The sequence below is a fragment of the Achromobacter animicus genome, assembly GCF_902859585.1.
GTDB lineage: Bacteria > Pseudomonadota > Gammaproteobacteria > Burkholderiales > Burkholderiaceae_B > Achromobacter > Achromobacter animicus.
In genome coordinates this window covers 159,357-184,374 of the sequence record NZ_CADIJM010000009.1, presented here as the reverse complement: position 1 = coordinate 184,374, position 25,018 = coordinate 159,357, and the positions used below count along the sequence as shown (strand labels likewise).

Genomic DNA, 25,018 nt, shown 5'->3' with positions numbered 1-25,018 from the left:
AGGAGACAGGCATGAGTATCGAAGTACGCAATCTATCCAAGCGGTTCGGACAGTTCCGCGCGCTGAACGACGTGTCGCTGCACATCGAAACCGGCGAACTCGTGGCGCTGCTGGGCCCGTCGGGCTGCGGCAAGACGACGCTGCTGCGCATCATCGCCGGGCTGGAATCGGCCGATTCGGGTAGCGTGCTGTTCGCCGGCGAGGACGCCACCGCGGTGGACGTGCGCCAGCGCCAGGTGGGATTCGTGTTCCAGCACTACGCGCTGTTCAAGCACATGACGGTGTTCGAGAACGTGGCGTTCGGCTTGCGCGTCAAGCACCGTTCGCAGCGCCCGTCCGAGGACCAGATCAAGCGCAAGGTGCACGACCTGCTGGGCCTGGTGCAACTGGACTGGCTGGCCGACCGCTATCCGGCGCAATTGTCGGGCGGACAACGCCAACGCATTGCCCTGGCGCGTGCGCTGGCGGTCGAGCCGCGCGTGCTGCTGCTGGACGAACCGTTCGGCGCCCTGGACGCCAAGGTCCGCAAGGAATTGCGCCGTTGGCTGCGGCGGCTGCACGACGAGTTGCACGTGGCCAGCGTGTTCGTCACGCACGATCAGGAAGAGGCGCTGGAAGTCTCGGACCGCGTGGTGCTGATGAACGCCGGCCGCATTGAGCAGGTGGGTACGCCCCGCGAGGTCTGGGAAGGTCCGGCCACGCCGTTCGTCTACGGTTTCCTCGGCGACGTGAACCAGCTCCAAGGCACGGCCACGCGTGGCGTGTTTGAAGGCGCCGGCCTGTCGCTGCCCGCGCCCGAGCTGGCGCAGGCCGATGCGCAGCGCGCCACCGCGTACGTGCGCCCGCACGAGTTCGAGGTCGAGCGTTATCGCGCCGGCGCGGACGGCATTCCGGTGCGCCTGTCGCACGCCTATCTTGCCGGGCCCAGCGCGTATCTGGAACTGGCGCGCCAGGACACGGACGCGATCATCGAGGCCGAGGTGCCCGAGTCGCTGTATCAGGAGCTGAATCTGCGGGACGGCGAAATCCTGCTCGCGCGTCCCCGCCGGGCGCGCATCTTTGCGGTGCAGCCATGACGACGACCGATACCTCCGTTGAACTGACCCCGGCGCTGGCGGCGCGCTGGCGCGATCTGACTGAGCGCCTGGCGGACATCCAGCGCCGTTATCCGGACGCCGCGCTGGCGTCGTCGCTGGCGGCCGAAGACATGGTGCTGACCCACGCCATCTACGACGGCGGCCTGGACCTGGAAGTCTTCACGCTGGACACCGGCCGCCTGCACGCCGAGACGCTGGGCGTGCTGGACGCCGTGCGGGAGCGCTATGGCCGTGAGGTCACCGTGTACCGGCCCGTTCAGGCGGCGGTCGACGAGCACGTCGCGGCGCACGGCGCTTATGCGTTCTACGAAAGCGTCGATCTGCGCAAGGCCTGTTGCCAGATCCGCAAGGTCGAACCGTTGAAACGCGCCCTGGCCGGCCGCGGCGCCTGGATCACGGGGCAGCGGCGCGCGCAGTCCACGACGCGCGGCGAGCTGCTGCTGGAAGAGGACGACGCGACCTTTGGCCTCTACAAGTTCAACCCGCTGGCCGAGTGGAGCGAGGACGAGATCTGGTCCGCCATCCGCGCGCTCGGCATTCCGTACAACCCGCTGCACGACCAGGGCTACCCGTCCATCGGTTGCGAACCCTGTACGCGCGCCATCCGCCCCGGCGAAGACCTGCGGGCAGGGCGCTGGTGGTGGGAGTCGTCCGACTCGAAGGAATGCGGCCTGCATGCGGGCAACCGGGTCATCACCATTGCGGCGCGCGCCGATTGAGCGCGGCCATGAATTCAAAATTGTTTTAGGGGAATATCTATGTCTGCCGTGATCCAACGCAGCCACCTGGATTGGCTGGAATCGGAAGCGATCTTCATCCTGCGTGAAGTCGCCGCCGAGTGCGAAAAGCCCGTCCTGCTCTTTTCGGGCGGCAAGGACTCCGTGGTGCTGCTGCGCCTGGCCGAAAAGGCCTTCCGGCCGGGACGGTTTCCGTTCCCGCTGATGCACATCGACACCGCCCACAACTTCGACGAGGTGATCGCCTTTCGCGATGCCCGCGCGGCCGAGCTGGGCGAAACCCTGATCGTGCGCAGCGTTGAGGACTCGATCAAGCGCGGCAGCGTCGTGCTGCGCCGCGAGACCGATTCGCGCAACGCGGCCCAGGCTGTGACGCTGCTGGAAGCCATCGAGGAATTCGGGTTCGACGCCTGCATCGGCGGCGCGCGCCGCGACGAGGAAAAGGCGCGCGCCAAGGAACGCATCTTTTCGTTCCGAGACGAGTTCGGGCAGTGGGATCCCAAGGCTCAACGCCCCGAACTCTGGAACCTGTTCAACACCCGCGTGCATCGCGGCGAGAACATGCGCGTCTTTCCGATCTCGAACTGGACCGAACTGGATGTCTGGCAGTACATCCAGCGCGAACAGCTGGCGCTGCCCCCGATCTACTACGCGCATGAGCGCGAGGTGGTGCGCCGCAAGGGCCTGCTGGTGCCCGTCACCCGCCTGACGCCGCCGGCGGAAGGCGAACAGGTTGAGCGCCTGTCCGTCCGGTTCCGCACGGTGGGCGACATCTCGTGCACCTGCCCGGTCGCCTCCGACGCCGCCGACACCATGGCCATCATCGCCGAGACCGCCGTGACGGACATCACCGAGCGCGGCGCCACGCGCATGGACGACCAGACTTCCGAGGCCTCGATGGAGCGCCGCAAGAAGGAAGGCTATTTCTGAATGAGATGACGCGCCGGCGCATGCCGGCGCCTGGGGAACCACATGAATGCACTGAACGATTCCTTTCTTTCCGGCGCCGACACCGGCGTGCTGCGGCTGATCACGGCGGGCTCCGTCGATGACGGCAAATCCACGCTGATCGGCCGCCTGCTGTACGACAGCAAGGGCGTCTTCGCTGATCAGCTGGACGCGATCTCGCGCGCCAAGCACAAGCGCGTGGCGGGCGACGGCATCGACTTTTCGCTGCTGACCGACGGCCTGGAAGCCGAACGGGAGCAGGGCATCACCATCGACGTCGCCTACCGCTACTTCTCGACGCCCACGCGCAAGTTCATCATCGCCGACGCGCCGGGCCATGAGCAGTACACGCGCAACATGGTGACCGGCGCGTCGACCGCGGACGTTGCCGTGATCCTGATCGACGCGACTCGCGCCGCCGACGGCAAGCTGCTGCCGCAGACCAAGCGGCACAGCACCATCGCGCGTCTCTTGGGCATCCGCCACATCGTCGTGGCGGTCAACAAGATGGACCTGGTGGACTGGGACCGCGCGGTGTTCGAACGCATCCGCGATGCCTATGCGGACCTGGCGGTCAAGCTGGGCATCCCGCACTTCGACGCGCTGCCGCTGTCGGCGCTGAGCGGCGACAACGTCGTCACGTTGTCTGCCAAGACGCCCTGGTACGAAGGGCAACCGCTGCTCGCCCTATTGGAATCGCTGGATCTGTCGGGCGACGGCCGCACCTTGCCGCTGCGCTTTCCGGTGCAGTGGGTGTCGCGTCATGGCGGCGATCGCGCGGATGATTTCCGCGGCTATGCCGGCCGCGTCGCCAGCGGCGTGCTGCGCCCCGGCGACGAAGTGACGGTGCAGCCGTCGGGCGTGACGGCGGTGGTGCAGGAAGTGCGTGCGTTTGATCGTGCGCTGGATGAAGCGGTGGCTGGCGATTCGATCACGCTGGTGCTGGACCGCGACGTCGACGTGTCGCGCGGTGACGTGATCGTGCACACCGCCGCGCCGGCGCAGGTCTCGCGCGAGTTCGAAGCCGAACTGTGCTGGCTTGATGCGCAGGCGTTGAATCCCGCGCGCAAGTATCTGCTGAAGTCGGGCACGCGGCTGACGTCGGCGAAGGTGCGCGCGGTGTTGTCGCATCGGGACATCCATGAACTGCAGGAGGTCGAGAACACAGAAGGCACCTTGCGCATGAACGACATCGGACGCGTGACGTTGACGACGCGCGAGTCGCTGGCGGTTGATCGTTATGACGATGTGGCGGCGACCGGCGCGTTCATTCTGATCGACGAAGCCACACATCAGACGGCCGCGGCGGGCATGCTGCGGTAAACCGCAATTTTGGATGAAAGGCGGGCCCGCGCGACCCGTTTTTTTGTGTTGTTTTTCGTCCAATCCCAATGCTGGCGCGGGTTTCCGGGCCATATCGCAAGATGAAATCGAATTGTTCAGACGATGTCTTCTTCTTGCGGTAAAGTTGGGCTGTCTTACGAAAAGGCTTTTGGTGCTTGTCAAAACCACTGTGTTTTTGTACAGTATTTTTTATGGCACGCACCGATCATTCTTTTCCCGCCGGTTCTGGGTCCCCGGCTGCCGCCCCCGCCGCCTTGCGCGGTCGGGGTGCGGTTACTAATGTTCGGCATCGCTTTCAGCGCGATGACCGCGTGCAGGTCGACGACGGCTGGTCCGCTTCCGGTCTGCCTGCCGACTTCGTTGATTCTGTCCCCGATTTCTTTCCCGATATTTCATCGTCTGCCGGTCAAGCCGCTGCGGTTGAACAGACTGCAGGCGCTGCTGCCCGCGCCACGGTCATCCCCATCCTGCCCGACACGCGCTCCACGCCGGCCGCCCCTAAAACCACGGTCACTGCAGAAGAGGCGCGCAAGATCCTGTCGCGCAACGATTCCCCTGACATTCCCTTTGAAGTGGCTGCCAATCCGTACCGCGGTTGCGAGCACGGTTGCGTGTACTGCTATGCCCGGCCCACGCATTCCTACCTGGGTTATTCACCCGGGCTGGACTTCGAAACCCGGCTGGTCGCCAAGGCCAATGCGGTCGAGGCCCTGCGCGCCGAACTGGCCCGCCCCGGCTACAAGCCGTCGCCCATCAATATCGGCTCGGCCACCGACGCCTACCAGCCCATCGAGCGCGATTGGCGCCTGACGCGCGGCATGCTCGAACTGGCGCTTGAAACCCGCCACCCGGTCACCATCGTCACCAAGAACGCGCTGGTTGCCCGCGACCTGGACCTGCTGGCGGCTCTGGCGCAGCTGAATCTCGTGGTGGTCTACATCAGCATCACCACGCTGGATGCCGGCATGGCCCGCACGCTGGAACCGCGCGCCGCCGCGCCGTGGCGCCGCCTGGAAGCGGTGCGCAGCCTCACCGACGCCGGCGTGCCGGTGGGCGTGCTGGTGGCTCCGGTCATCCCGTTCATCAACGACGAATCCATGGAACACATCCTCCAGGAGGCCAAGGCGGCCGGCGCGCATTACGCCAGCTACACGGTCCTGCGCCTGCCCTGGGAGGTCAAGACGCTGTTCGAGGACTGGCTCAACGCCCATTACCCGGACCGCGCGCAACGCGTCCTGCATCGCATCGAAGACCTGCGCAACGGCCGCCGCAACGATCCCAACTTCGGGTCGCGCATGCGCGGCACGGGCATCTGGGCTGACCTGCTGCGCCAGCGTTTTGCGGTTGCCACGCGCAAGCTGGGGCTGAACCGTGCCCGCCTGTCGCTCGATTGCAGCCGGTTCGTGCCGCCCGCGGGGCCCGGTGCCTCAGCGTCGTTATTCGATGGCGCGGCGTCCGGAGCTGCAGGGGTTGACGCAGCGGGTGCTGCAACCGGCGTAGCCGCAACGCCGTCGGGATCAACCAGCGTTGCTGGCGATGCCCGCTCGGCTGGCGCCGGCAACGCTGCCGGCTCCGCCAATGCCGCTACCGATTTTCAATCCCCGGTTGGCGCGAAAGCGTCTTCAGGGGTCCCTTTTCCTGGTGGTTTGCCCGCGGTCAGCGGCGCATACGGGCGCGGTGCGCGCCAGTTGCGCGCCATGGCGGCCGGCCAATTGTCTTTGTTCGATTGACCGCAGGCTGCTGTTGCCTCGGGTGCATGCCAGGGCGATTTGCCTCGGCGCTGGAACGTTTATCCAAGGAGTTCCCATGAACACCGCTGATTTTTCCGTCCTGCCGGATGAGCTTGTCGTTTCCCTGAATCCGCTGCGCCGCGGCGCCAACCGCGCGCGCACCTTCTGCGCCCGGCTGACCGGCATGGCCATGCCCTGGAGCGGCACGATGTCCGGCCAGCCGGCACGGTCGACGCGCATGCCCGCCCGCTGGCCGTTCCCGCCGGCGCCCACCCCCGAGGAAGTCTCGGGCGCGGCAGGGTCTGTTGGCGCCCGGGAGGCCGTCGCGCCGGCGGCCAGTGCTCCAGCGGCCGGCGTCCCGGCGGCCGGCGCTTCGGCGGCTGGCGCGCTGGCGGGTCTGCCCGTCGCCGACGCCGCCACTGCCGCGTCCGCCGCTGTGGCGCGCAATCACAGCATCGGAGACGCCAAGGCGCAGCCGGTGGCCAATCAGCTCACCATGAAAGCCATGATTACGGACGTAGTGCTGGTGCTGGCCTGGGGCGCGATGATTCCCGGCCTGATGTGGTTGGGCGTGGCTGGCGGCTTCTGATGGCCGCTGGCTTCTGACGACCCGCGGTGGCGGTCAGCTCGATCCCAGCAGGATCACGCCCGCCAGAATGGACACGCAACCAGCCAGACGGCCCACGCCCACTTTTTCGCGCAGCAGGAACATGCCGGCCAGGGTGCCGAGCATCATGGACATTTCCCGGGCAGGCGCCACCAGGCTTAGCGGCGCGCCGTTGCGCAGCGCATACAGCACCAGGATGTACCCCAGCGGCGACAGAAACCCCACGGCCAGTGCCAGATGCCAATGGCCGCGCATGGATTCCCACGATTGGGTGGGGCGGCGCAGCATATGCGGGGTCATCATGGCGGTGCGGGTCACACAGGTAAACCAGTCGAACAGCACCGGACTGATCAGCAGCACTTTCACGCCGTACGCGTCCACCACCGTATAGGCCGCGATGAACAGGCCGATCACCACACCCCAGCGCACGCCGATCCACGCCTGCGCCTGCTTGAAGATGGCGAGCCGACCCTGGGTGGCAATCAGCAGGACGCCGGCCACGACGCACAGCATGCCGGCGATGCCGGTGCTGGTGGCGGGTTCGCCCAGCAGCAGGAAAGCGCCTGTCGTCGACAGCAGGGGGCCGGTGCCCCGCGCAATCGGATACACCACGGACAGGTCGGCCACCTGATAGCCGCGCTGCAGGCACAGGCTGTAGCCCAGATGCAACAGGCTGGATGTCAGGATGGCGCCGACGACGGGCCAGGTCCAGTTCATGCCGTCGTGCATCAGCACCCAGATCACCCACGGCGCATACAGCACCGTCGCGCACAAGCCGTAGGCAAAGACGAACGGCGCGCCCACCATGGCCGCGCGCTTGGCAAGGAGGTTCCACGTGGCGTGGGCCATCGCCGCCAGGACGACCAATATCAGGGACGAGTACGACATGAGGGAACAGCGTCAGATGACGTGTTTGTTACAGGGAGTTGGAAGGGTACCGCAAACCGTGCTCAAGGCGCACATGTTACCCGAGGCTCTGGGGAATTTTTGGTGTAGAATCATCGGTTTGCCAAATCTCATCCTCTGCTTGCGGCATAGCATCGCAATACACGCCAACAGGAAAACCGCATTGCGGCTTACGCATTGCGGCTTACCTAGCGGACAGGTTGCCATGCACACGCACCAGGCCGGATGTGGCCGAAATCTTGATTCTTCAGTCTGGAATCCTGGGCCACGCGAAAGCCGGGCGTGAACAACATCGATCGGCAAAAGTTTTAGTCCGCAAAGACATGATGATCTAGGAGTTCACATGAACCTCATCGCTATCCTGGAACAGGAAGAAATTGCCCGTCTGACCGGCGGTCAAGCCAAGCCTGAATTTGCTCCTGGTGACACCGTCATCGTGAGCGTCAACGTCGTTGAAGGCACCCGCAAGCGCGTGCAGGCTTTCGAAGGCGTTGTTATCGCCAAGCGCAATCGCGGCCTGAACTCCGCGTTCACCGTGCGCAAGATTTCGTCGGGTGAAGCCGTGGAACGTACGTTCCAGCTGTACTCGCCGCAAATCGCCAGCATCGAAGTGAAGCGCCGCGGCGACGTGCGCCGCGCCAAGCTGTACTACCTGCGCTCGCGCTCGGGCAAGTCGGCTCGCATCAAGGAAAAGCTGGTCAGCAAGCAAGCCCCCGCGGCTTGATCGCTTATCGGCACACGGCCCTGACAGTGTCGGACGTTCACGCCAATCCGCGTTTCCGTCCGGCACGGTTTTCCGGGTTAAAAAGGCACCTGCGAGGGTGCCTTTTTTCTTACTTCTGAGCGTATGTCTGAAACCTCGTCCTCCGCGCGGCCTCGACGGCCGCTGGCGCGCCCCGGATTCGATCCGGCGACGCAACCGTGGGTGGTGGCCAACGAATCGCTGCCGCCCGTGCCCACCCGCCTGCTGACGCCGGATTCCCTGCGCGGCACGCTGAGCCAGCCGTCCACCTGGACGCTGGAGCTGTCGCGCGACAACGATCTTCGCTATCCCGGCCGCGAGGGCACGCCTGTGCCCGCTGCCGTGCTGATCCCGCTGGTGACGCGCGACGAGGGCGTGAACATCATGCTGACGCAGCGCGCCGCGCATCTGCACGACCACGCGGGCCAGATCAGCTTTCCCGGCGGTCGCATCGAGACCAGCGACGCCACGCCTGTGGATGCGGCGCTACGAGAAGCCCAAGAAGAAACGGGCCTGCCGGCCGATCATGTCGAAGTCCTGGGCAGCATGCCGCCGTACCTGACGGCGACCGGCTTTTCGATCATTCCCGTGGTGTCGCTGGTGCGGCCGGGTTTTGAACTGGCGCCCGACGCGTTCGAAGTGGCCGAGGTGTTCGAGGTGCCGTTGTCGTTCCTGATGGACCCGGCCAATCATCGCCTTTATGAAGCCCGGCTCGATGACGGACGGGTGCGCCAGTATTACGGCATGCCGTACGGCAAGCACTTCATCTGGGGCGCCACTGCGGGCATGCTGCGCAACCTCTATCATTTGCTGCGCCACGGATTCACGCCGCGCTGATTGGCCTTTGAATCCGCTTCGGAACGATCGGGCGTGCAGGCCCGCACAAGCAAACGGCCCCGATGGGGCCGTTTTCAATGGGGGGCGCGGCAAGCGTCAGTAGCGCTGCTGGCCCGCCAGGTTTTCTTCAAGGATGCGTTCGTACAGCGCGTAGCGCGCGGGATCGATCCTGCCGCTCTGCAGCGCCGCCACCACCCCGCACCCGGGCTCGTGGCGGTGCGTGCAGTTGTAGAAGCGGCATTCCTCGATGGGCTGCGTGAACTCCGGAAACCCGCGAATGATGTCATCCCGCGTCAGGTGATGCAGACCGAAGGCCTGGAACCCCGGTGAATCGATCAGGTCGCCCCCCGGCACCGGCAAATGGTAGAGCCGGGTGCTGGTGGTCGTGTGCTTGCCCATGTCCAGCGCGGTGGAATGCTCGCGCGTCGCTGCGGCGGCATCCGGCACCAGCGCGTTGAGCAGCGTGGATTTGCCCATGCCGCTCTGTCCCAGCAGCAGGTTCGTGCGGCCGGCCAGGCGCGGCGCCAGCAACGTGTGGACTTTCTCGGGCTCGAGCGCGCTCAGTTCGATGATGTCCACGCCCAGCGCCGCGATGGGCGCGAGCCGCGCGCGCGCGGCCGGCAGCTCGTCGGTGAGGTCCGTTTTGTTCAGGATGATGAGGGGCGCGATGCCGGCGCTCCATGCGCCCGCCAGCGCGCGGCCGGTCAGGTCGTCCGAAAAGGTGGGCCGGACAGCCACGACGATCAGCAACTGGTCGACGTTGGATGCAAACTGCTTGGACCGCATTTCGTCGGAACGATAGAGCAGGTTGCTGCGGGGCAGAATGGCGTCGATCGCGCCTTCGTCCTTGCCTTGCGGCGTGATCTTGACCCGATCGCCCACTGCGGCGCCGGTTTTCTTGCCGCGCGGGAAGCACTTGCGTAGGGCCCCATCGGCCAATTCCACGGTGTAGTGGCGGCCATGCGCGGCGATGATGCGGCCTTCCATCGGCGCGCTCATGTGGCGGCCGCCATCAGGTGGCGGATGCGCACGGCGGCAGGAGGGTGACTGTCGTAAAAGGCGGAATGCACAGGGTCGGGCGTCAGGGTTGCAGCGTTGTCGTCGTACAGCTTGACCAGCGCCGAGACCAGACGGTCCGGCGAGCTTTGCTCGGCGGCATAGCGGTCCGCTTCGAATTCGTCGCGGCGCGAGTACCAGCTGGCCAGCGGCGTCAGCATGAAGGTGAATACAGGAATGACCAGGAAGAACAGCAGCAGCGCCATTGCGTCGTTGCGGCCGCCCAATTGCGGCATTACGCCCAGGCCCACATAGAACCACGGTTGCTGCGCGATCCAGCCCAGGATGGCAAAGAACACCAGCGCGGCGGCAAAGCTGAAGATCACGCGCTTGATGATGTGGCGCTTGGCGAAATGCCCCAGCTCGTGCGCCAGCACGGCCTCGATTTCGTCGGCGTTCAGGCGTGCCAGCAAGGTATCGAAGAACACGATGCGGCGGGATTTTCCGAAGCCCGTGAAATACGCGTTGCCGTGGGCCGAGCGGCGCGAGCCGTCCATGACGAACAGGCCATTCAGGGCAAAGCCGCAGCGCTGCGCCAGACGCTGGATGCGGCCGGCCAGTTCAGGGTCGGACAGCGGGGTGAACTTGTTGAAGAGCGGGGCAATGAACATCGGATAGATGATCAGCAGGGCCAGGTTGAACACGGTCCATAGCGCCCAGGCCCAGATCCACCAGTAGGCGCCGGCGCTGCCCATCAGCCACAGCACCGCGGCGGCCAGCGGCAGGCCTAATACGGCCGCAACAAGGAGACCCTTGGCTGCGTCGGCGACGAACAGCCCCGGCGTCATGCGGTTGAAACCAAAACGCGCCTCCAGCTTGAACTGCCGCCAAAGCGTGAAGGGCAGACCGAGCAGGCCCAGCACCAGCGCAACCACCACCAGCAGCAGCATCTGCCGCACGAAGTCGTTGCTGGTAAGCTGGCTGACCATCAGGTCGATGAACTGCAGGCCGCCCAGCAGCGTCAGGGCGACCAGCACCAGGGCGTCATAGGTGCGCTCGAGCATGCCCAGCCGAACCCGCGCCACGGTGTAATCCGCCGCCCGCTGATGGCTGGTCAACCCGATGCGATGGGAGAATTCCGCAGGCACCTGGTCGCGATTGCGGGCGACATGGCGGATCTGGCGTGACGCCAGCCACATGCGCACGGCAATATCGGTCAGCAGGAAGGCAACGAACAGCAGTGTGAACATGGGCAAAGCGTTTTGCTCAAGAAGGGATGTGCGAAAATCGCGCGTTTTAAAGGCAAATTATATGGCTGCGAACGAAAACCGCCTGATCTGGCTCGACATGGAAATGACGGGGTTGGACCCCGAGAAAGAACGCATTATCGAAGTCGCCGTCGTGGTGACCGAACCCGACCTGACGGTCGTGGCCGAAGGTCCGGTGATCGTCGTGCACCAGTCCGACAGCCTGCTCGACGCGATGGACAACTGGAACAAGTCGACCCACGGCAAGAGCGGGCTGATCGACAAGGTCAAGGCGTCCACGGTGACCGAGGCAGAGGCAGAGGATACGCTGTTGGCGTTTCTTGCGCAGCATGTGCCGGCGGGCAAATCGCCCATGTGCGGCAACACCATCAGCCAGGACCGCCGGTTCATGTTTGCCTACATGCCGCGCCTGGAACAGTTCTTCCATTACCGCAACCTGGACGTCAGCACACTCAAGGAGCTGGCGCGCCGCTGGGCCCCCGCCGTCTACAAGGGATTCGAGAAAAAGAGCCGCCACGAAGCGCTGGCCGACATCTACGAGTCCATCGACGAGCTCAAGTATTACCGCGAGCATTTCCTGAAGGTCTGAGACCGTCGGCGGACCGCCCGGTTCCCACGGACTTTGGCCGCACCCGACTGTCATGCCGTCCTACTCCGTCGCGCAGATCCGCCAAGCCGAACAGCGCGCCCTGGCAACGGGGCGTGCGCTGATGCCGCTGGCCGGCGCGGCGGCGGCCGGCTTCGTCGCGGCGCGGGCGCCGGCCGGCACGTCGATTCTGGCGCTGGCCGGGCCCGGCAATAACGGCGGGGACGCATTGGAAGCGGCTGCGCTATTGCTGGCGCGCGGCCTGGATGTTCACGTGGTGCTGCCTTCGGGGCCAGACAGGCTGCCTGCCGATGCAGCGCGCGCCTGGGGCCGCTGGCTGGCCGCGGGCGGAGCACCCCGGACGCACGCCGTGTTGCCGACCCGGCCGTTTCAGGGGCTGGTCATTGACGGGCTGTTCGGCATCGGTTTGAACCGTCCGCTCGATGCCGCGTGGCAATCCCTGATCGACACGGTCAATGCGTGGCAGGTTCCGGTGCTGGCGCTGGATGTGCCCAGCGGCATTGATGCCGACACCGGGGTGGCGCTGGGCCGCCCGATCCGGGCGCGATGGACGTTGTCGTTCATTGCGGCATGCCGTGGACTCACGCTGGCCGGCGCAGGACGCGAGACGGCGGGAGAATGCCACGTCGACACGCTAGGCGTCGTCATGGCCGGCGAGGACAGCCCGGGCCGCTAAGCCCGCAACGCGCCGGCCGTCAGGCTGGCCGGCCGCCAAAGCGCGATTCGACTTCGGGCGACAGGGGGCGGTAGCGTTCGTTGTCCTGCCCGGCCAGGGCATTCAGGTGGGTTTCGGAGGGATCGAACACCTTCCAGTAGAGCCGTCCGCACAATTCCCGCGCGGCGTGGCCCGGCCAGTTGTCGGGCAGCATGGGGGCAGGCAGTTGCGGATCGTGCAGCACGATCCGGCGCCAGTTGTGCAGCACCATGACGCGGACGGTGAACGCCTCGGCGGGCGAGGGCGCCTCGTCCAGCAGCTTTTCCAACGGGCCAAAGTTGCGCGAGAACTGGCGGTATTGCTCGGCCACGTCGTCCAGGTTCCAGCATTGCGTGGCCAGGCTGGCGATCGGCAGCCCGCCGGCGCCGGCCAGGTCGCGGGCCGACAGCACCAGTGCCCGGTCCGGGATGCCCAGCTTTTCAAGAATGTCGTGCGCGGCGCGCGCCTCGGTATGCGGATGCGCAAACAGCCCCGGCGCGATCATGCCGAAGCCTTCCCACGTCAATTCGCGGCGCAGCTCGCCGCGTTCTGCCAGTCCGTTGCCTGTGCGCGGCAGCGCGACCAGCGTCCATTCCCCGTTCCATTCCTTGGCGCCGCCCACATAAATGCGCTGCGACGCGTGCGACGTGTGGCGCAAGCCCTGCTCGGAGATCAGGTAGAGGCTGCGCCGGCCGTGGCGTTCGGATTGCAGCCAGTTTTGCGCCACCAGACGAAAGACGCTGGTGCGCAGCAGGCGTTCGTTGATCCCGAGCGGGGCCAGAAGCTCGATAAGGCTGCCCAGCCAGATGGCGCCGCCGTGCGGGGCCAATGCATCGCCCAGCACGCTGACGCAGAGCGATTTCGCGCGGGGCGGATCGCTTTTCAATAAGCGGGACAGAGCGCGTTCCAGGGTCGACTGAGGGTTTGCCATGAGGAGGGCCGCGGACGGCCGATATCGGGATGCCGGATATGATACATAAATCCAATGTGATACAGATTTGAGTTTGACAATGATTTTTTTGTATTAAATAATCGTCCCATGACATGACGGCACTGCGCAGCGTTTGCTTTGCGTTTTCGCAAACCGTCTCAAGGAGACAACTATGTACGCTCAACTCGTCGAAACCGGCGTCAAGCAGGTCAAGACCGCGGACCAGCTTGAAGGCCTGGAACAGACGTTCCAGCGGCGCATCGACGACGGCGTCCGCATCGAGGCCAAGGACTGGATGCCCGAGGCCTACCGCAAGACGCTGGTGCGGCAGATTTCGCAGCACGCGCACTCGGAAATCGTGGGCATGCTGCCGGAAGGCAACTGGATCACCCGCGCGCCGTCCCTCAAGCGCAAGGCCATCCTTCTGGCCAAGGTGCAGGACGAGGCGGGCCACGGGCTCTATCTGTACAGCGCCGCCGAAACCCTCGGCGTGTCGCGCGACGACCTGATCGACGACCTGCACGCCGGCCGCGCCAAGTACTCCAGCATCTTCAATTACCCCACGCTGAGCTGGGCCGACATCGGCATGATCGGCTGGCTGGTCGACGGCTCGGCGATCATCAACCAGATCCCGCTGTGCCGCTGTTCCTACGGCCCGTATGCGCGCGCCATGGTGCGCGTCTGTAAGGAAGAGTCCTTCCATCAGCGCCAGGGTTACGACCTGCTCATGCAGATGTGCCTGCACGGCACGCCCGAACAGAAGGCGATGGTGCAGGACTCGCTCAACCGCTGGTGGTGGCCCGCGCTGATGATGTTCGGTCCGTCGGATGCGGATTCGCCCAACAGCGCCCAGTCGATGGCCTGGAAGATCAAGCTCTTTTCCAACGACGAACTGCGCCAGAAGATGGTGGACCAGACCGTGCCGCAGGCCGAGTACCTGGGCCTGACCGTGCCGGACCCCGATCTGAAGTGGAACGCGGAGCGCGGTCACTACGACTTCGGCGAAATCGACTGGACGGAGTTCTACGCCGTGCTCAAGGGCAATGGTCCGTGCAACCGCGAACGGCTTGCCGCGCGCGTGAAGGCGCATGAGGACGGGGCCTGGGTGCGCGACGCGCTAGTCGCCTACGCCGACAAGCAGTCTGCCCGTAAAGCCGCTTGAGGTCCCCCCCCGGAGCGCTGCGCGCTTCCCCCCCCAGGGGGGCGCCGCAGCGGACCGGCGGAGCCCGGATCCGCGCGGCCCCGCTGGCCCTCGCTGGCGCTTCGGGATGCGTGACTTTCTGGACACCTTCTTTTTATTTATTGCAGACCGGCCGTGCAATGCGCACCCGGCACTAGAGGAAATCCATCATGAGCAAAGACTGGCCTCTGTGGGAAGTCTTCATCCGCAGCCAGCACGGCCTGGCGCACAAGCACGTGGGCAGCCTGCACGCGCCGGATGCGGAAATGGCGATCAATCACGCCCGCGACGTGTACACGCGCCGCAACGAGGGTCTGAGCATCTGGGTGGTGCGTGCGTCGGATATTTCGGCCAGCAGCCCGGGCGACAAGGATCCGCTGTTCGAGCCGGCCAACAGCAAGGTCTACCGGCATCCGACCTTCTTCCCGATGCCCGAAGAAATCAAGCACATGTAAGGCGGGTGGGGGAGACATGGACAAAGCATTGTTTGAATACCTGCTGCGCCTGGGCGACACGTCGCTCATCCTGTCGCAGCGGCTGGGCGCCTGGACGGGCCACGGTCCCATCCTGGAAGAGGACCTGGCGCTGACCAATACCGCGCTCGACCTGCTGGGCCAGGCCCGCATGTGGCTGACGCTGGCCGGCGAGGTCGAAGGCGCGGGCCGCGACGAGGACGCGCTGGCCTATCTGCGCGACGCGCACGAGTTCCGCAACGCGCTGCTGGTCGAGCGCGACAACGGTAACTACGCCGACACGATGGCGCGGCAGTTCCTGTTCGACGTCTGGCACTACTTCCTGCTGCAGCGCCTGGAGGCGTCCACGGATGAGCGCGTCGCGGCCATCGCGGCCAAGTCGCTCAAGGAAGTGACCTATCACGTGCGCCGCTCCTCGGACATGGTGGTGCGCCTGGGCGATGGCACGGCGGAAAGCCACGCCAAGATGCAGGCCGCTATCGATGACGCCTGGCGTTTCACGGGCGAGCTCTTCACCGACGACGCCATCGACCAGGACGTCGCGGCGCGCGGTATCGGCTGTGCCCTGTCTGCGCTGCGCCAGCCGTGGCTTGCGCACGTGCGGGAAGTGCTGGAAGAAGCCACCCTGACCGTTCCCGACGAAGCCGCCGCCAACCACGCCGCGCATCGCGGCGGCCGCCAGGGCAAGCACACCGAGGCGCTGGGCTACGTGCTGGCCGAGATGCAGCATCTGCACCGCGCCTACCCGGGAGCCACGTGGTGAACGCGCTGGCGCCCATTTCCGCCGACCAGGTCTTTGCCTGGCTGCAGGAGGTCCCGGACCCCGAGATCCCCGTGCTGTCCGTGGTGGACCTGGGCGTGGTGCGTGAAGTGTCGTGGGACGGTGACGCCTGTGTCGTCGTCATCACGCCCACCTATTCGGGCTGCCCGGCCATGCGCGAGATCACGCAGGACATCCGCCAGACGCTCGAACGCCACGGCGTGTCCGAGGTTCGGGTGGAGACGCGTCTAGCGCCCGCCTGGACGACCGACTGGATGAGCGAAAAAGGGCGCGAGGCGCTCAAGGGCTACGGCATCGCCGCGCCCGCTGAACGCGCCATCGACATTTCGGGCATCAGCCGCCGCACGGCGGCCCCGGCCATCGCCTGCCCGCGCTGCGGCTCGCGCGACACGCGGCTGGTCAGCAATTTCGGGTCGACGTCGTGCAAGGCGCTGTATCGCTGCGTTTCGTGCCGCGAGCCCTTCGATTATTTCAAGACTCACTAAAGAGTGGTTTCGAGATGAGCCAGAACCAATTCCATGCTTTGAAGGTGGCGTCCGTGGCGCGCAATACGCGCGATGCCGTGGTCGTGACCTTTGATCTGCCCGACACGCTGACGAACGAGTTCGCCTTCCTGCCCGGCCAATACCTGACGCTGCGCACCCAGCTCAATGGCGAAGAACTGCGCCGTTCGTATTCGATCTGTTCGGCGCCGCACGACAAGCTCTTGCGCGTGGCGATCAAGAAGGTCGACGAGGGCGTGTTTTCGAGCTGGGCCAATCACGAATTGCAGCCCGGCCAGACCCTGGAGGTCATGGCGCCGGCGGGCAACTTCACGGTGGACTTCTCGCCCGAGAACCAGCGCCACTACGTGGCGTTTGCCGTGGGCAGCGGCATCACCCCCGTGTTTTCGCTGGTCAAGACGGCGCTGTCGACCGAGCCGCGCAGCAAGTTCACGCTGTTCTTCGGCAACCGCGCGTCGTCCGCGGTGCTGTTTCGCGAGGAAATCGAGGACCTGAAGAACCTGTACATGGACCGCTTTTCGCTGGTCTACGTGATGAGCCGCGAAACGCAGGACATCGAGCTCTTCAACGGCCGCCTGGATGGCGACAAGGTCGACCAGCTGATGTCGGCCTGGATGAGCCCCGAGGATATCGATTACGCTTTTGTGTGCGGTCCGCAGACCATGACCGAGAGCGTGGTCGAACGGTTGCAGGCGCGCGGCATCCCCAAGTCGAACATCAAGTTCGAGCTCTTCGGCGCACCCAAGGGCCCGCGCGCGCTGCGCACCGGCCAGGACGCCCCGCAGGCGCCCGGCAAGGGGCAGTGCGAAGTCACCGTGGTGCAGGACGGACACAGCCGCATGTTCGTCATCGACAAGAACAAGGACAGCGTGCTGGATTCGGCGCTGGCGCAGGGCATTGAACTGCCGTATTCGTGCAAGGGCGGGGTGTGTTCCACCTGCCGTTGCAAGGTGATTGAAGGCGAGGTGGACATGGACGCCAACTTCGCCCTTGAAGATTATGAAGTCGCGCGCGGGTTCATCCTGAGCTGCCAGAGCTTCCCGGTCAGCGACCGGCTGGTCATCGACTTCGACCAGGAAACCTGACCCGGCGCGCGCCAGGCAAGCATTCAAAACTTATTGGAGAGACGAGCGTGTCCCAGAAATTCTTCGAACGTCACCAGCCCCTGCTGGAACAATCCCTGGCTGCCGCCGCGCTGCGCGGCTACTGGAGCCCGTTTGCCGAGTCGCCCAGCCCGCGCAACTACGGCGAGACCGCCAACGACGAAGGCCGCGCCGCCTTCGAAGCGCTTCAGGGCAAGCCCTTTCCGCTGAACCTGCATGATGCCGACGGCGTCGTGGGCGGCGAAAAATCTCCCTATGGTTTCGACCTGGGCATCACGTATCCCCGCGTGCCGGCGGACAAGCTGATCGCCGCCTCCAAACGCGCGCTGGAAGACTGGCGCCGCGCCGGTCCCCACGCCTGGGTGGGCGTGTCGCTGGAAATCCTGGCGCGCCTGAACAAGCTCAGCTTCCAGATCGCCTACGCGGTCCAGCACACCACGGGCCAGGGCTTCATGATGGCCTTCCAGGCCGGTGGCCCGCACGCGCAGGACCGCGGCTTTGAAGCCGTGACCTACGCCTGGCAGGAAATGTCGCGCATCCCGGGCATCGCCGTCTGGGAAAAGCCGCAGGGCAAGAACGATCCCATTCGCATGGAAAAGCAGTTCACCGTCGTGCCGCGCGGCGTCGCGCTGGTGATCGGCTGCTCGACCTTCCCGACGTGGAACGGCTACCCGGGCCTCTTCGCCAGCCTGGCGACGGGCAACACCGTCATCGTCAAGCCGCACCCGGGCGCGATCCTGCCGCTGGCCATCACCGTGAAGGTGGCGCGCGAAGTGCTGCAGGAAGCGGGCTTCGATCCCGACGTCGTGCAACTGGCCGCGCACGAGGCAGGTGACGACACTGCGCAGAAGCTGGCGCTGGACCCGGCCGTCAAGATCGTTGACTTCACCGGCAGCACCGCCAACGGCGACTGGCTCGAAAACAATGCGCGCCAGGCTCAGGTCTACACCGAGAAGGCCGGCGTGAACCAGGTCATCATCGATTCGACGAACGACCTGAAGGGCGTGGCCCGCAACCTGGCGTTCTCGCTGGCCCTGTATTCCGGCCAGATGTGCACCGCGCCGCAGAACATCTACGTGCCGCGCGACGGCATCAACACGCCGGAAGGCCGTGTCAGCTTCGACGACGTGGCCGCCGCGCTGGGCGTGGCGCTGGAAAAGGTGGGCGCCGACGCCGCCAAGGCCGTCGAGCTGACGGGCGCCATCCAGAACGAAGGCATCGTCGAACGCATCGAGAAGGCTCGCGCGCTGGGTCTGCCCGTTGTGGCGGACAGCAAGACGCTGGCGCATCCCCAGTTCGAAAACGCCCGCGTGCGCACGCCGCTGCTGCTGCGCACCGAGGCCGGCAATGCGGCGCTGGGCCAAGAGTGGTTCGGCCCCATCGCGTTTGTCGTCGCCACGGATTCCACCGCTCACAGCATCCAGCTGGCGCGCGACAGCGTCATCAAGCACGGCGCGCTGTCGCTGTCGGCCTACACGACGGATGATCGCGTGGCCGAGCAGGTGCAGGACGCCGCCGAAGTCTCGGGCGTGTCGCTTTCGCTGAACCTGACGGGCGCGGTGTTCGTCAACCAGACCGCCGCCTTCAGCGACTTCCACGGCACCGGCGCCAATCCGGCGGCCAACGCCGCGCTGTCGGACACGGCGTTTGTCTCGAACCGCTTCCGCGTGGTGCAAACCCGCCGTCACATCTAAGCCGGGCGATCGCAGATGAGCTATCAGGATATTCAATTCGACCTGTCCGGCGGCGTTGCGCGCCTGACGCTGAACCGCCCGGACAAGCTGAACAGCTTCACGGCCAACATGCACGCCGAAGTGGCCGACGCGCTGACCCGCGTCGAAACCGAAGGCGCGCGCGTGCTGGTGCTGACCGGCGCGGGCCGCGGCTTCTGCGCCGGCCAGGACCTGAGCGAGCGCAAGCCCGCACCGGACGGCACGCCGCCCGACCTGGGTGAGACCGTCGACAAGTTCTATGGCCCGCTGGTGCGCCGCCTCAACGCCTTGCCCATGCCCGTCGTGGTGGGCGTCAATGGCGTCGCGGCAGGCGCGGGCGCCAATCTGGCCTTCGCGGGCGACATCGTCATCGCCAAGGCCTCGGCCAGCTTCATCCAGTCGTTCTGCCGCCTGGGCCTCATCCCCGACACGGGCGGCACGTTCGTGCTGCCGCGTCTGGTGGGCCGCGCGCGGGCCATGGGCCTGGCGATGCTGGGCGACAAGCTCAGCGCCAAGCAGGCAGAAGAGTGGGGCCTGATCTGGCAGTGCGTGGCGGACGAGGAATTCGATGCCACGCTGGACCGCCTGGCCACGCACTTCGCGGCCGCGCCCACCAAGGGCCTGGCGTTCACCAAGCGCGCGCTGCAGGCCAGTTTGGGCAATGACCTGTCCACGCAGCTCGACCTGGAACGCGACATGATGCGCGAACTGGGCCAAAGCGCGGACTACGCCGAAGGCGTCGCCGCGTTCCTTGGCAAGCGTGAACCGCAGTTCAAGGGGCAATGATGAGCGTGCACGTTCCCCCCGTTGAAGTGCCGACCGACCCGCAGGCGCTGGCGCAGGCCGTGGGCTCGGTGATGTATGCCGGCGACGCGGCCACGCAAGGCCTGGACATGAAGATCGAGGAAATGGCGCCGGGCTATGCGCGGCTGACCATGCGCGTTCGGCCCGACATGCTGAACGGCCACAAGACCTGCCACGGCGGTTTCATCTTCGCCCTGGCCGACAGCGCGTTCGCGTTTTCATGCAATTCGCGCAACGTCAGCACGGTGGCGTCGGGCTGCACGATCGACTATCTGGCGCCGGGATTCGAAGGCGACCTGCTGACCGCCGTCGCCCAGGAGCGTTCGCTGGCCGGCCGCACCGGCGTCTATGACGTCACCGTCACCAATCAGGATGGACGCAACGTGGCCTTGTTCAGGGGGCGTTCCTACCGCATCAAGGGCCAGATCGTCGGGACGCCCACGGACGCCTGACTGCTGCACCGTACCAAAGAGAAGAGAGACATCATCATGCCCAACACCATGAGCAAGCCGGGACTGGATCCTATCGAGCATGCCAGCCAGGACGAGCTGCGGGCCCTGCAGCTCGATCGCTTGAAGTGGACCCTCAAGCATGCGTACGAAAACGTCCCGCACTACAAGAAGGCGTTCGACGAAGCCGGCGTGCATCCCGACGACCTGAAGCAGTTGTCGGATATTTCGAAGTTCCCGTTCACGACCAAGAAGGAACTGCGCGAGAACTATCCGTTCGGCATGTTCGCCGTGCCGCGCGAGCGCATCTCGCGCATTCATGCGTCCAGCGGCACGACCGGCAAGCCGACCGTGGTCGGCTACACCCAGGGCGACCTGGACAACTGGGCCAACCTGGTGGCGCGCTCCATCCGCGCCGCAGGCGGCAAGCCCGGCGATACCGTGCACGTGGCCTATGGGTACGGGCTGTTCACCGGCGGCCTGGGCGCGCACTACGGCGCCGAGCGCCTGGGTTGCACGGTCATTCCGATGTCCGGCGGGCAGACCGAAAAGCAGGTGCAGCTGATCAATGATTTCCGTCCGGACATCATCATGGTCACGCCTTCCTATTTCTGCAACATCCTGGAAGAGCAGCGCCGCCAGGGCATCGACCCGCGTCAAAGCTCGCTGCGCATCGGCATCTTCGGCGCCGAGCCGTGGACCGGCCAGATGCGTGCCGACATCGAAGCCGAAGCGGGCATCGACGCGGTCGATATCTATGGGCTGTCTGAAGTGATGGGCCCGGGCGTGGCGAGCGAATGCGTCGAGACCAAGGACGGTCCGGTGGTCTGGGAGGATCACTTCTACGCCGAGATCATCAACCCGGATACCGGCGAACCGGTGGCCGACGGCGAACCGGGCGAACTGGTGTTCACGTCGCTGACCAAGGAAGCGATGCCGATCGTGCGCTACCGCACGCGCGACCTGACCCGCCTGTTGCCGCCCACCGCGCGCAGCATGCGCCGCATCGGCAAGATCACCGGCCGCAGCGACGACATGCTGATCGTGCGTGGGGTGAACATGTTCCCCACGCAGGTGGAAGAACTGGTCCTGAAGATCGCGCAGCTTGCGCCGCACTATCAGCTGGTGCTGTCCCGTTCGGGCAACATGGACGAACTGGAAATCCTGACAGAAGTGCGCGCGGAGTTCTCGGGCCTGTCCGACGCCGAACGCGCCAATCTGGGCAAGCAGCTGCAGCATGCCGTGAAGACGCACATCGGCGTGAGCGCGCGGATCCAGGTGTCGGATGCCGGGCATGTCGAACGCACCTTGACCGGCAAGGCACGCCGGGTGATCGACAAGCGTCCGAAGTAGAGGGCGCGTCCCTACGCAAAAAGGCAGCCAACCGGCTGCCTTTCTTCATTTCGCGACCTTTATCGCCCCACCGTCCGCAGTATGCGCCGATACCAGAGGTGCAGCAGGACCGCCGACAAAGCCAGCCCGAACATGGCCATCAGCCACATGCTGCCGGCCCCCTGCGGCGAGCCCGGCACCAGCACTTCGCGCAGACCGTCGATGCCGCCCCGGCCGGGACCAAACCCAAACCACCAGCCCCCAACCAGCCCCACGCCCGCCAGCGCGACCGTCTGCAGGATCAGCGGCACGACCGCGATCTTGTACGCGCGCAGCAGGTACGAGTTGATGCACTGCATCGAATCGAACAGGTGAAAGAGCGGCAGCACGGCGAGCAGCGTGGTTGCGACGGCGGCAACCGCGCCGTCGTCCGTGTACGCGGCCAGGATCAGCGGACGGCCGATCAGCAGCACCGCAGCCGTCAGCAGCGCGCCGATCAGACCCAGCGCCAGACCGGCCATGCCGGTGCGATGGGCGTGCGCATAATTGCCCGCGCCGATGGCCTGCGCCGTCAGCGCGGCGGTCGCCACGCCCAGCGCCATCGGCATCATGTAGCAGAGCGCGGCCAGGTTCGACATGATCTGATGCCCGCCGGTCACGAAGGTGCCCTCGCGCGCCACCAGCAGCGCCATGAACGTGAACGCTGAGACCTCGACCAGGTACGAGCCGCCCATCGGGATGCCCAGGCGCAGCAGTTCCTTGAGCGCCTTCCAGTCCGGCTTGCCGATGCGAAGCTGGAAGCGGCGGTAATACCGATCGTGCGTGATCACCCACAGACCCAGGCCCAGGCTCATCCACGACACCACGGCTGTCGCCAGCCCCGCGCCGGCCGCGCCCATCGCCGGCAGGCCCAGCTTGCCGTAGATGAAGAGCCAGTTGAACAGCGCCTTGAAGCCGATGATGGACAGGTTGATGGCCATGACGAGCTTGGGCCGCGACACCGCTGTGCCCAGCGCGTAGATGGTGCGGAACACCAGCGCGGCGGGCAGGGCCAGCACCAGTGCCTGCAGGTACGACGCGATGCGGTCGCGCACGCCCGGGGCGACGTCCCCCGACATGAAGAGCCACATGTCCGGAAACAGCATCAGCGCGGCGCCCACGACCGACAGGCCGAGCGCCAGCCACACGCCCTGGCCCCAGCTCTTTCCGACTTCCGCGTTGTTGCCGGCGCCGAACTGCTGCGCCAGGATCGGGATCAGGGCGTGCACGACACCCATCAGGCCGACGAAGACGGTGATGTAGATGGAAGCGGAAAGCGCCATTGCCGCCAGATCGTCGGGGCTGGAGTGTCCCGTCATGGCGGTGTCCAGCACCCCGAAAGAGATGCTGGCCCACTGGCTGATGAGGACGGGCCAGGCCTGCTTGGCGATGCCGCGCAGGGTGGCGCCGAAGGTCATCGGCGCCCCGATCGCGGCGGTCATGGCTTGACGCCGGTTCGCAGCAGGCGGAAGACTTCGGAACGGTCGGCGCGGCGGCCGCCTTGCCAGAGGACTTCGGCGCCTTCGCTGTACGCGGCCGTGCCGTCGCGCAGGCTCTGGTTGGTGGTCTGTTGCAGGACCAGCGTGCAGCGCGTGTCGAACGGGAACGACAGGTTGTTGAAGATCAGGAACGAGGCACGCTGCCCGCTGCCCAGGCTGAGCCCCCGAATGCACTCGCCCGGGCGCTTGTGCTGCGCGATGGCCTGGGCCAGTTGGCCTGACACCGTGCGATAGCTGCGTGCGTAGTCCACCGCGGGTTGCCACAACAGCACGAGCAGGATCCACGTCACGGTCAGGCCGCCGGCCGACAGCACGGTGCCGCGCCACAGCGCCTGCGGGCGCACGCGCAGCCGCCAGACGACCAGGACGATCCAGCCCAGGGTGAAGAGCACCGCCAGCGCAAAGGCGACCCACGAGATCACGGGTTCATAACCGGTGGTCTGGCGGGCGATGTTGCGGGAAATCTGCGCCGGCCAATGGAAGTGCAGCGCCACCCAGCCGAGCCAGGCGGTGGCCACCGTCAGCGAAAAACACATGACGGCAAACCAGTCCAGCGTGTTCACCACGCCGCGGCGCAGCGTGGGCAGCGAGAACGCGCCCAGCACCGCGCACGGCACGGCCAGCAGCACGAATTCGGAATCGCTGGCCTCATCCACGAAGAACAGGATCACCGCCGAACACACCAGCAGCATCAGCGGCACCCAGATGTGCGGCGCGTAGATCCAGGCGCGCCACCGCCAGATCGCCAGCAGCGCCAGCGGCCAGGTCGGCCACAGGTACCACGGCAGGTCGCGTAGCGTGCGGGCGGCGTCGTGCAGGCCAGGGATGGCGAAGGACGACAGATTCCAGGTCTTCCAGTTGCGGATCCAGTACTCGCTGCCCTGGCTGGCGGGAATCCACCAGGCAAGGATCAGACCGGTGGCCAGCACCGCGGCCCACAGCATCCAGCGCTTGCACTTCCAGAGCTGGCTGCGCGGATAGAAGGCCAGCGCGACGCCGACCATGATGGGCAGGGCGCCCACCCAACCGCGCGTCAGGAAGCTGGCAGCCAGCGCAATGCCAAGCGTGGTCGAGCCGGTGACGGGACGATCCACCGTGCGCGCCAGCGAATAGAACGCAAGCGCCTGGCAGGCCATGATGGCGGGGATGACGGTGGTTTCGTGGGTGCGCTGCAGGATGCCGACCGTGGCAAGCAGCAAAAGGAGGGCGGCGTCGGCCAGCATGCGGCCGTAGTCGCGCGGTTCGGGCTCCCCGCCAAAAGGCAACGCCAGCGGCTGGGCTTCGGCCCGGCGGCCGAGCAGATACGTGCCGTACCAGACGCTCGAGGCCGTGATGCCGAACCACAGCAGATTGGGCAGGCGGCCGGCAGTGATGTCCCCGATGAACGGCCCGAACAGCCAGATGCTGATGGCGCCCACCCAGGTGATCAGCGGACCTTCCTCGGCGTGGGCCAGGTGCCCCACCTGCGGCAGCAGCCAGGTCAGGCCGCCTTCGCGGATCGCGGTGATCATCGTCGCCAGTCCGACGGCGTCGTCGGTTTTCCACGGGTCGCGCATGAACAGCCCGGCCACGATGTAGGCCAGGGACAGGCCCAGCAGGATAAGGCGGGGCAGTTTTGCGGTGGCTACCGACGTAAGCCGGGCCGGTGTGGAAATGGAAAGTGGGGACACGGGCGTTAATGTAACCGAGTGGTCGGGAT

Annotated in this window: 25 protein-coding genes; 19 read left to right on the top strand and 6 right to left on the bottom strand. The window is 65.9% G+C overall.

Annotated elements, in window-relative coordinates:
* Positions 1-11 precede the first annotated feature (11 nt).
* The 6 genes from HV681_RS20225 (at position 12) to HV681_RS20205 (ending at position 6,445) form a co-directional block, all read left to right on the top strand.
* Complete coding sequence (locus tag HV681_RS20225) at positions 12-1,076, top strand: sulfate/molybdate ABC transporter ATP-binding protein (protein ID WP_175124718.1); 1,065 nt, start codon at positions 12-14, stop codon at positions 1,074-1,076.
* On the top strand, positions 1,073-1,816 hold the full coding sequence (locus HV681_RS27915) for a phosphoadenylyl-sulfate reductase (protein ID WP_175184324.1): 744 nt from the start codon (positions 1,073-1,075) through the stop codon (positions 1,814-1,816). The genes HV681_RS20225 and HV681_RS27915 overlap by 4 nt, the downstream gene beginning before the upstream one ends.
* 39 nt (positions 1,817-1,855) lie before the next feature.
* Positions 1,856-2,764, top strand: a complete 909-nt coding sequence (cysD, locus tag HV681_RS27910; protein ID WP_175137476.1) for a sulfate adenylyltransferase subunit CysD — start codon at positions 1,856-1,858, stop codon at positions 2,762-2,764.
* Positions 2,765-2,806: 42 nt separating this feature from the next.
* Positions 2,807-4,105 (top strand): sulfate adenylyltransferase subunit 1, encoded by a 1,299-nt coding sequence (locus HV681_RS20215; protein ID WP_105237942.1) that lies wholly within the window; start codon positions 2,807-2,809, stop codon positions 4,103-4,105.
* 212 nt (positions 4,106-4,317) lie between these two features.
* Positions 4,318-5,856, top strand: a complete 1,539-nt coding sequence (locus HV681_RS20210) for a PA0069 family radical SAM protein (protein ID WP_302477403.1) — start codon at positions 4,318-4,320, stop codon at positions 5,854-5,856.
* Between the two features lie 76 nt (positions 5,857-5,932).
* Positions 5,933-6,445 carry a hypothetical protein gene (locus HV681_RS20205; protein WP_175124717.1) on the top strand — a complete coding sequence of 171 codons (513 nt, stop codon included), beginning with the start codon at positions 5,933-5,935 and terminating at the stop codon, positions 6,443-6,445.
* A 33-nt stretch (positions 6,446-6,478) separates the two neighbouring features.
* Here HV681_RS20205 and HV681_RS20200 read toward each other — a convergent pair whose 3' ends face one another.
* Positions 6,479-7,351 (bottom strand): EamA family transporter, encoded by an 873-nt coding sequence (locus HV681_RS20200; protein WP_175124716.1) that lies wholly within the window; start codon positions 7,349-7,351, stop codon positions 6,479-6,481.
* 361 nt (positions 7,352-7,712) lie between these two features.
* Between HV681_RS20200 and rplS the strand changes: the two genes are divergently transcribed.
* A complete protein-coding gene (gene rplS, locus HV681_RS20195) occupies positions 7,713-8,093 on the top strand; it encodes a 50S ribosomal protein L19 (RefSeq protein WP_175124715.1) in 381 nt (126 codons plus the stop codon).
* A gap of 123 nt (positions 8,094-8,216) precedes the next feature.
* Positions 8,217-8,948 (top strand): CoA pyrophosphatase, encoded by a 732-nt coding sequence (locus tag HV681_RS20190; protein WP_175124714.1) that lies wholly within the window; start codon positions 8,217-8,219, stop codon positions 8,946-8,948.
* A 96-nt stretch (positions 8,949-9,044) separates the two neighbouring features.
* Here HV681_RS20190 and rsgA read toward each other — a convergent pair whose 3' ends face one another.
* Entirely contained in the window at positions 9,045-9,947 is a 903-nt protein-coding gene (gene rsgA, locus HV681_RS20185; RefSeq protein WP_175124713.1) for a ribosome small subunit-dependent GTPase A, read from the bottom strand.
* The gene (locus HV681_RS20180) at positions 9,944-11,194 is read right to left on the bottom strand and encodes a M48 family metallopeptidase (protein ID WP_175124712.1); all 1,251 of its coding nucleotides are present in this window, start codon (positions 11,192-11,194) and stop codon (positions 9,944-9,946) included. Before HV681_RS20180 ends, rsgA begins: the two co-directional genes overlap by 4 nt.
* Positions 11,195-11,255: 61 nt before the next feature.
* Between HV681_RS20180 and orn the strand changes: the two genes are divergently transcribed.
* Together orn and HV681_RS20170 are read left to right on the top strand one after the other, a co-directional pair.
* Positions 11,256-11,801 carry an oligoribonuclease gene (gene orn / locus HV681_RS20175; RefSeq protein ID WP_105237948.1) on the top strand — a complete coding sequence of 182 codons (546 nt, stop codon included), beginning with the start codon at positions 11,256-11,258 and terminating at the stop codon, positions 11,799-11,801.
* A 52-nt stretch (positions 11,802-11,853) separates the two neighbouring features.
* Positions 11,854-12,495: an NAD(P)H-hydrate epimerase gene (locus HV681_RS20170; protein WP_175124711.1), complete on the top strand. Its 642-nt coding sequence runs from the start codon at positions 11,854-11,856 to the stop codon at positions 12,493-12,495.
* Between the two features lie 19 nt (positions 12,496-12,514).
* Here the strand turns inward: HV681_RS20170 and paaX are convergent, their stop codons facing one another.
* Entirely contained in the window at positions 12,515-13,444 is a 930-nt protein-coding gene (gene paaX, locus HV681_RS20165; RefSeq protein ID WP_175124710.1) for a phenylacetic acid degradation operon negative regulatory protein PaaX, read from the bottom strand.
* Between the two features lie 172 nt (positions 13,445-13,616).
* Here paaX and paaA point away from each other — a divergent pair, with 172 nt between their 5' ends.
* The 9 genes from paaA (at position 13,617) to paaK (ending at position 21,802) form a co-directional block, all read left to right on the top strand.
* Complete coding sequence (paaA, locus tag HV681_RS20160; RefSeq protein ID WP_175124709.1) at positions 13,617-14,606, top strand: 1,2-phenylacetyl-CoA epoxidase subunit PaaA; 990 nt, start codon at positions 13,617-13,619, stop codon at positions 14,604-14,606.
* Positions 14,607-14,794: 188 nt separating this feature from the next.
* The gene (gene paaB, locus HV681_RS20155) at positions 14,795-15,079 is read left to right on the top strand and encodes a 1,2-phenylacetyl-CoA epoxidase subunit PaaB (protein WP_006388300.1); all 285 of its coding nucleotides are present in this window, start codon (positions 14,795-14,797) and stop codon (positions 15,077-15,079) included.
* A gap of 16 nt (positions 15,080-15,095) precedes the next feature.
* Positions 15,096-15,860 (top strand): 1,2-phenylacetyl-CoA epoxidase subunit PaaC, encoded by a 765-nt coding sequence (paaC, locus tag HV681_RS20150; protein WP_175124708.1) that lies wholly within the window; start codon positions 15,096-15,098, stop codon positions 15,858-15,860.
* Positions 15,857-16,363 carry a 1,2-phenylacetyl-CoA epoxidase subunit PaaD gene (paaD, locus tag HV681_RS20145; protein ID WP_175124734.1) on the top strand — a complete coding sequence of 169 codons (507 nt, stop codon included), beginning with the start codon at positions 15,857-15,859 and terminating at the stop codon, positions 16,361-16,363. The genes paaC and paaD overlap by 4 nt, the downstream gene beginning before the upstream one ends.
* A gap of 14 nt (positions 16,364-16,377) precedes the next feature.
* The gene (paaE, locus tag HV681_RS20140) at positions 16,378-17,466 is read left to right on the top strand and encodes a 1,2-phenylacetyl-CoA epoxidase subunit PaaE (protein WP_175124707.1); all 1,089 of its coding nucleotides are present in this window, start codon (positions 16,378-16,380) and stop codon (positions 17,464-17,466) included.
* Positions 17,467-17,513: 47 nt separating this feature from the next.
* Positions 17,514-19,178, top strand: coding sequence for a phenylacetic acid degradation protein PaaN (gene paaN / locus HV681_RS20135; protein WP_175124706.1), 1,665 nt, complete (start codon positions 17,514-17,516; stop codon positions 19,176-19,178).
* Between the two features lie 15 nt (positions 19,179-19,193).
* Positions 19,194-19,982 carry a 2-(1,2-epoxy-1,2-dihydrophenyl)acetyl-CoA isomerase PaaG gene (gene paaG, locus HV681_RS20130; protein WP_175124705.1) on the top strand — a complete coding sequence of 263 codons (789 nt, stop codon included), beginning with the start codon at positions 19,194-19,196 and terminating at the stop codon, positions 19,980-19,982.
* The gene (paaI, locus tag HV681_RS20125) at positions 19,982-20,452 is read left to right on the top strand and encodes a hydroxyphenylacetyl-CoA thioesterase PaaI (RefSeq protein WP_056569414.1); all 471 of its coding nucleotides are present in this window, start codon (positions 19,982-19,984) and stop codon (positions 20,450-20,452) included. Before paaG ends, paaI begins: the two co-directional genes overlap by 1 nt.
* Before the next feature lie 36 nt (positions 20,453-20,488).
* Positions 20,489-21,802, top strand: coding sequence for a phenylacetate--CoA ligase PaaK (paaK, locus tag HV681_RS20120; protein ID WP_175124704.1), 1,314 nt, complete (start codon positions 20,489-20,491; stop codon positions 21,800-21,802).
* A gap of 59 nt (positions 21,803-21,861) precedes the next feature.
* Here the strand turns inward: paaK and HV681_RS20115 are convergent, their stop codons facing one another.
* Entirely contained in the window at positions 21,862-23,262 is a 1,401-nt protein-coding gene (locus HV681_RS20115) for an MATE family efflux transporter (RefSeq protein WP_175124703.1), read from the bottom strand.
* Entirely contained in the window at positions 23,259-24,989 is a 1,731-nt protein-coding gene (locus tag HV681_RS20110) for an ArnT family glycosyltransferase (protein ID WP_175124702.1), read from the bottom strand. Before HV681_RS20110 ends, HV681_RS20115 begins: the two co-directional genes overlap by 4 nt.
* Between the last annotated feature and the right edge of the window lie 29 nt (positions 24,990-25,018).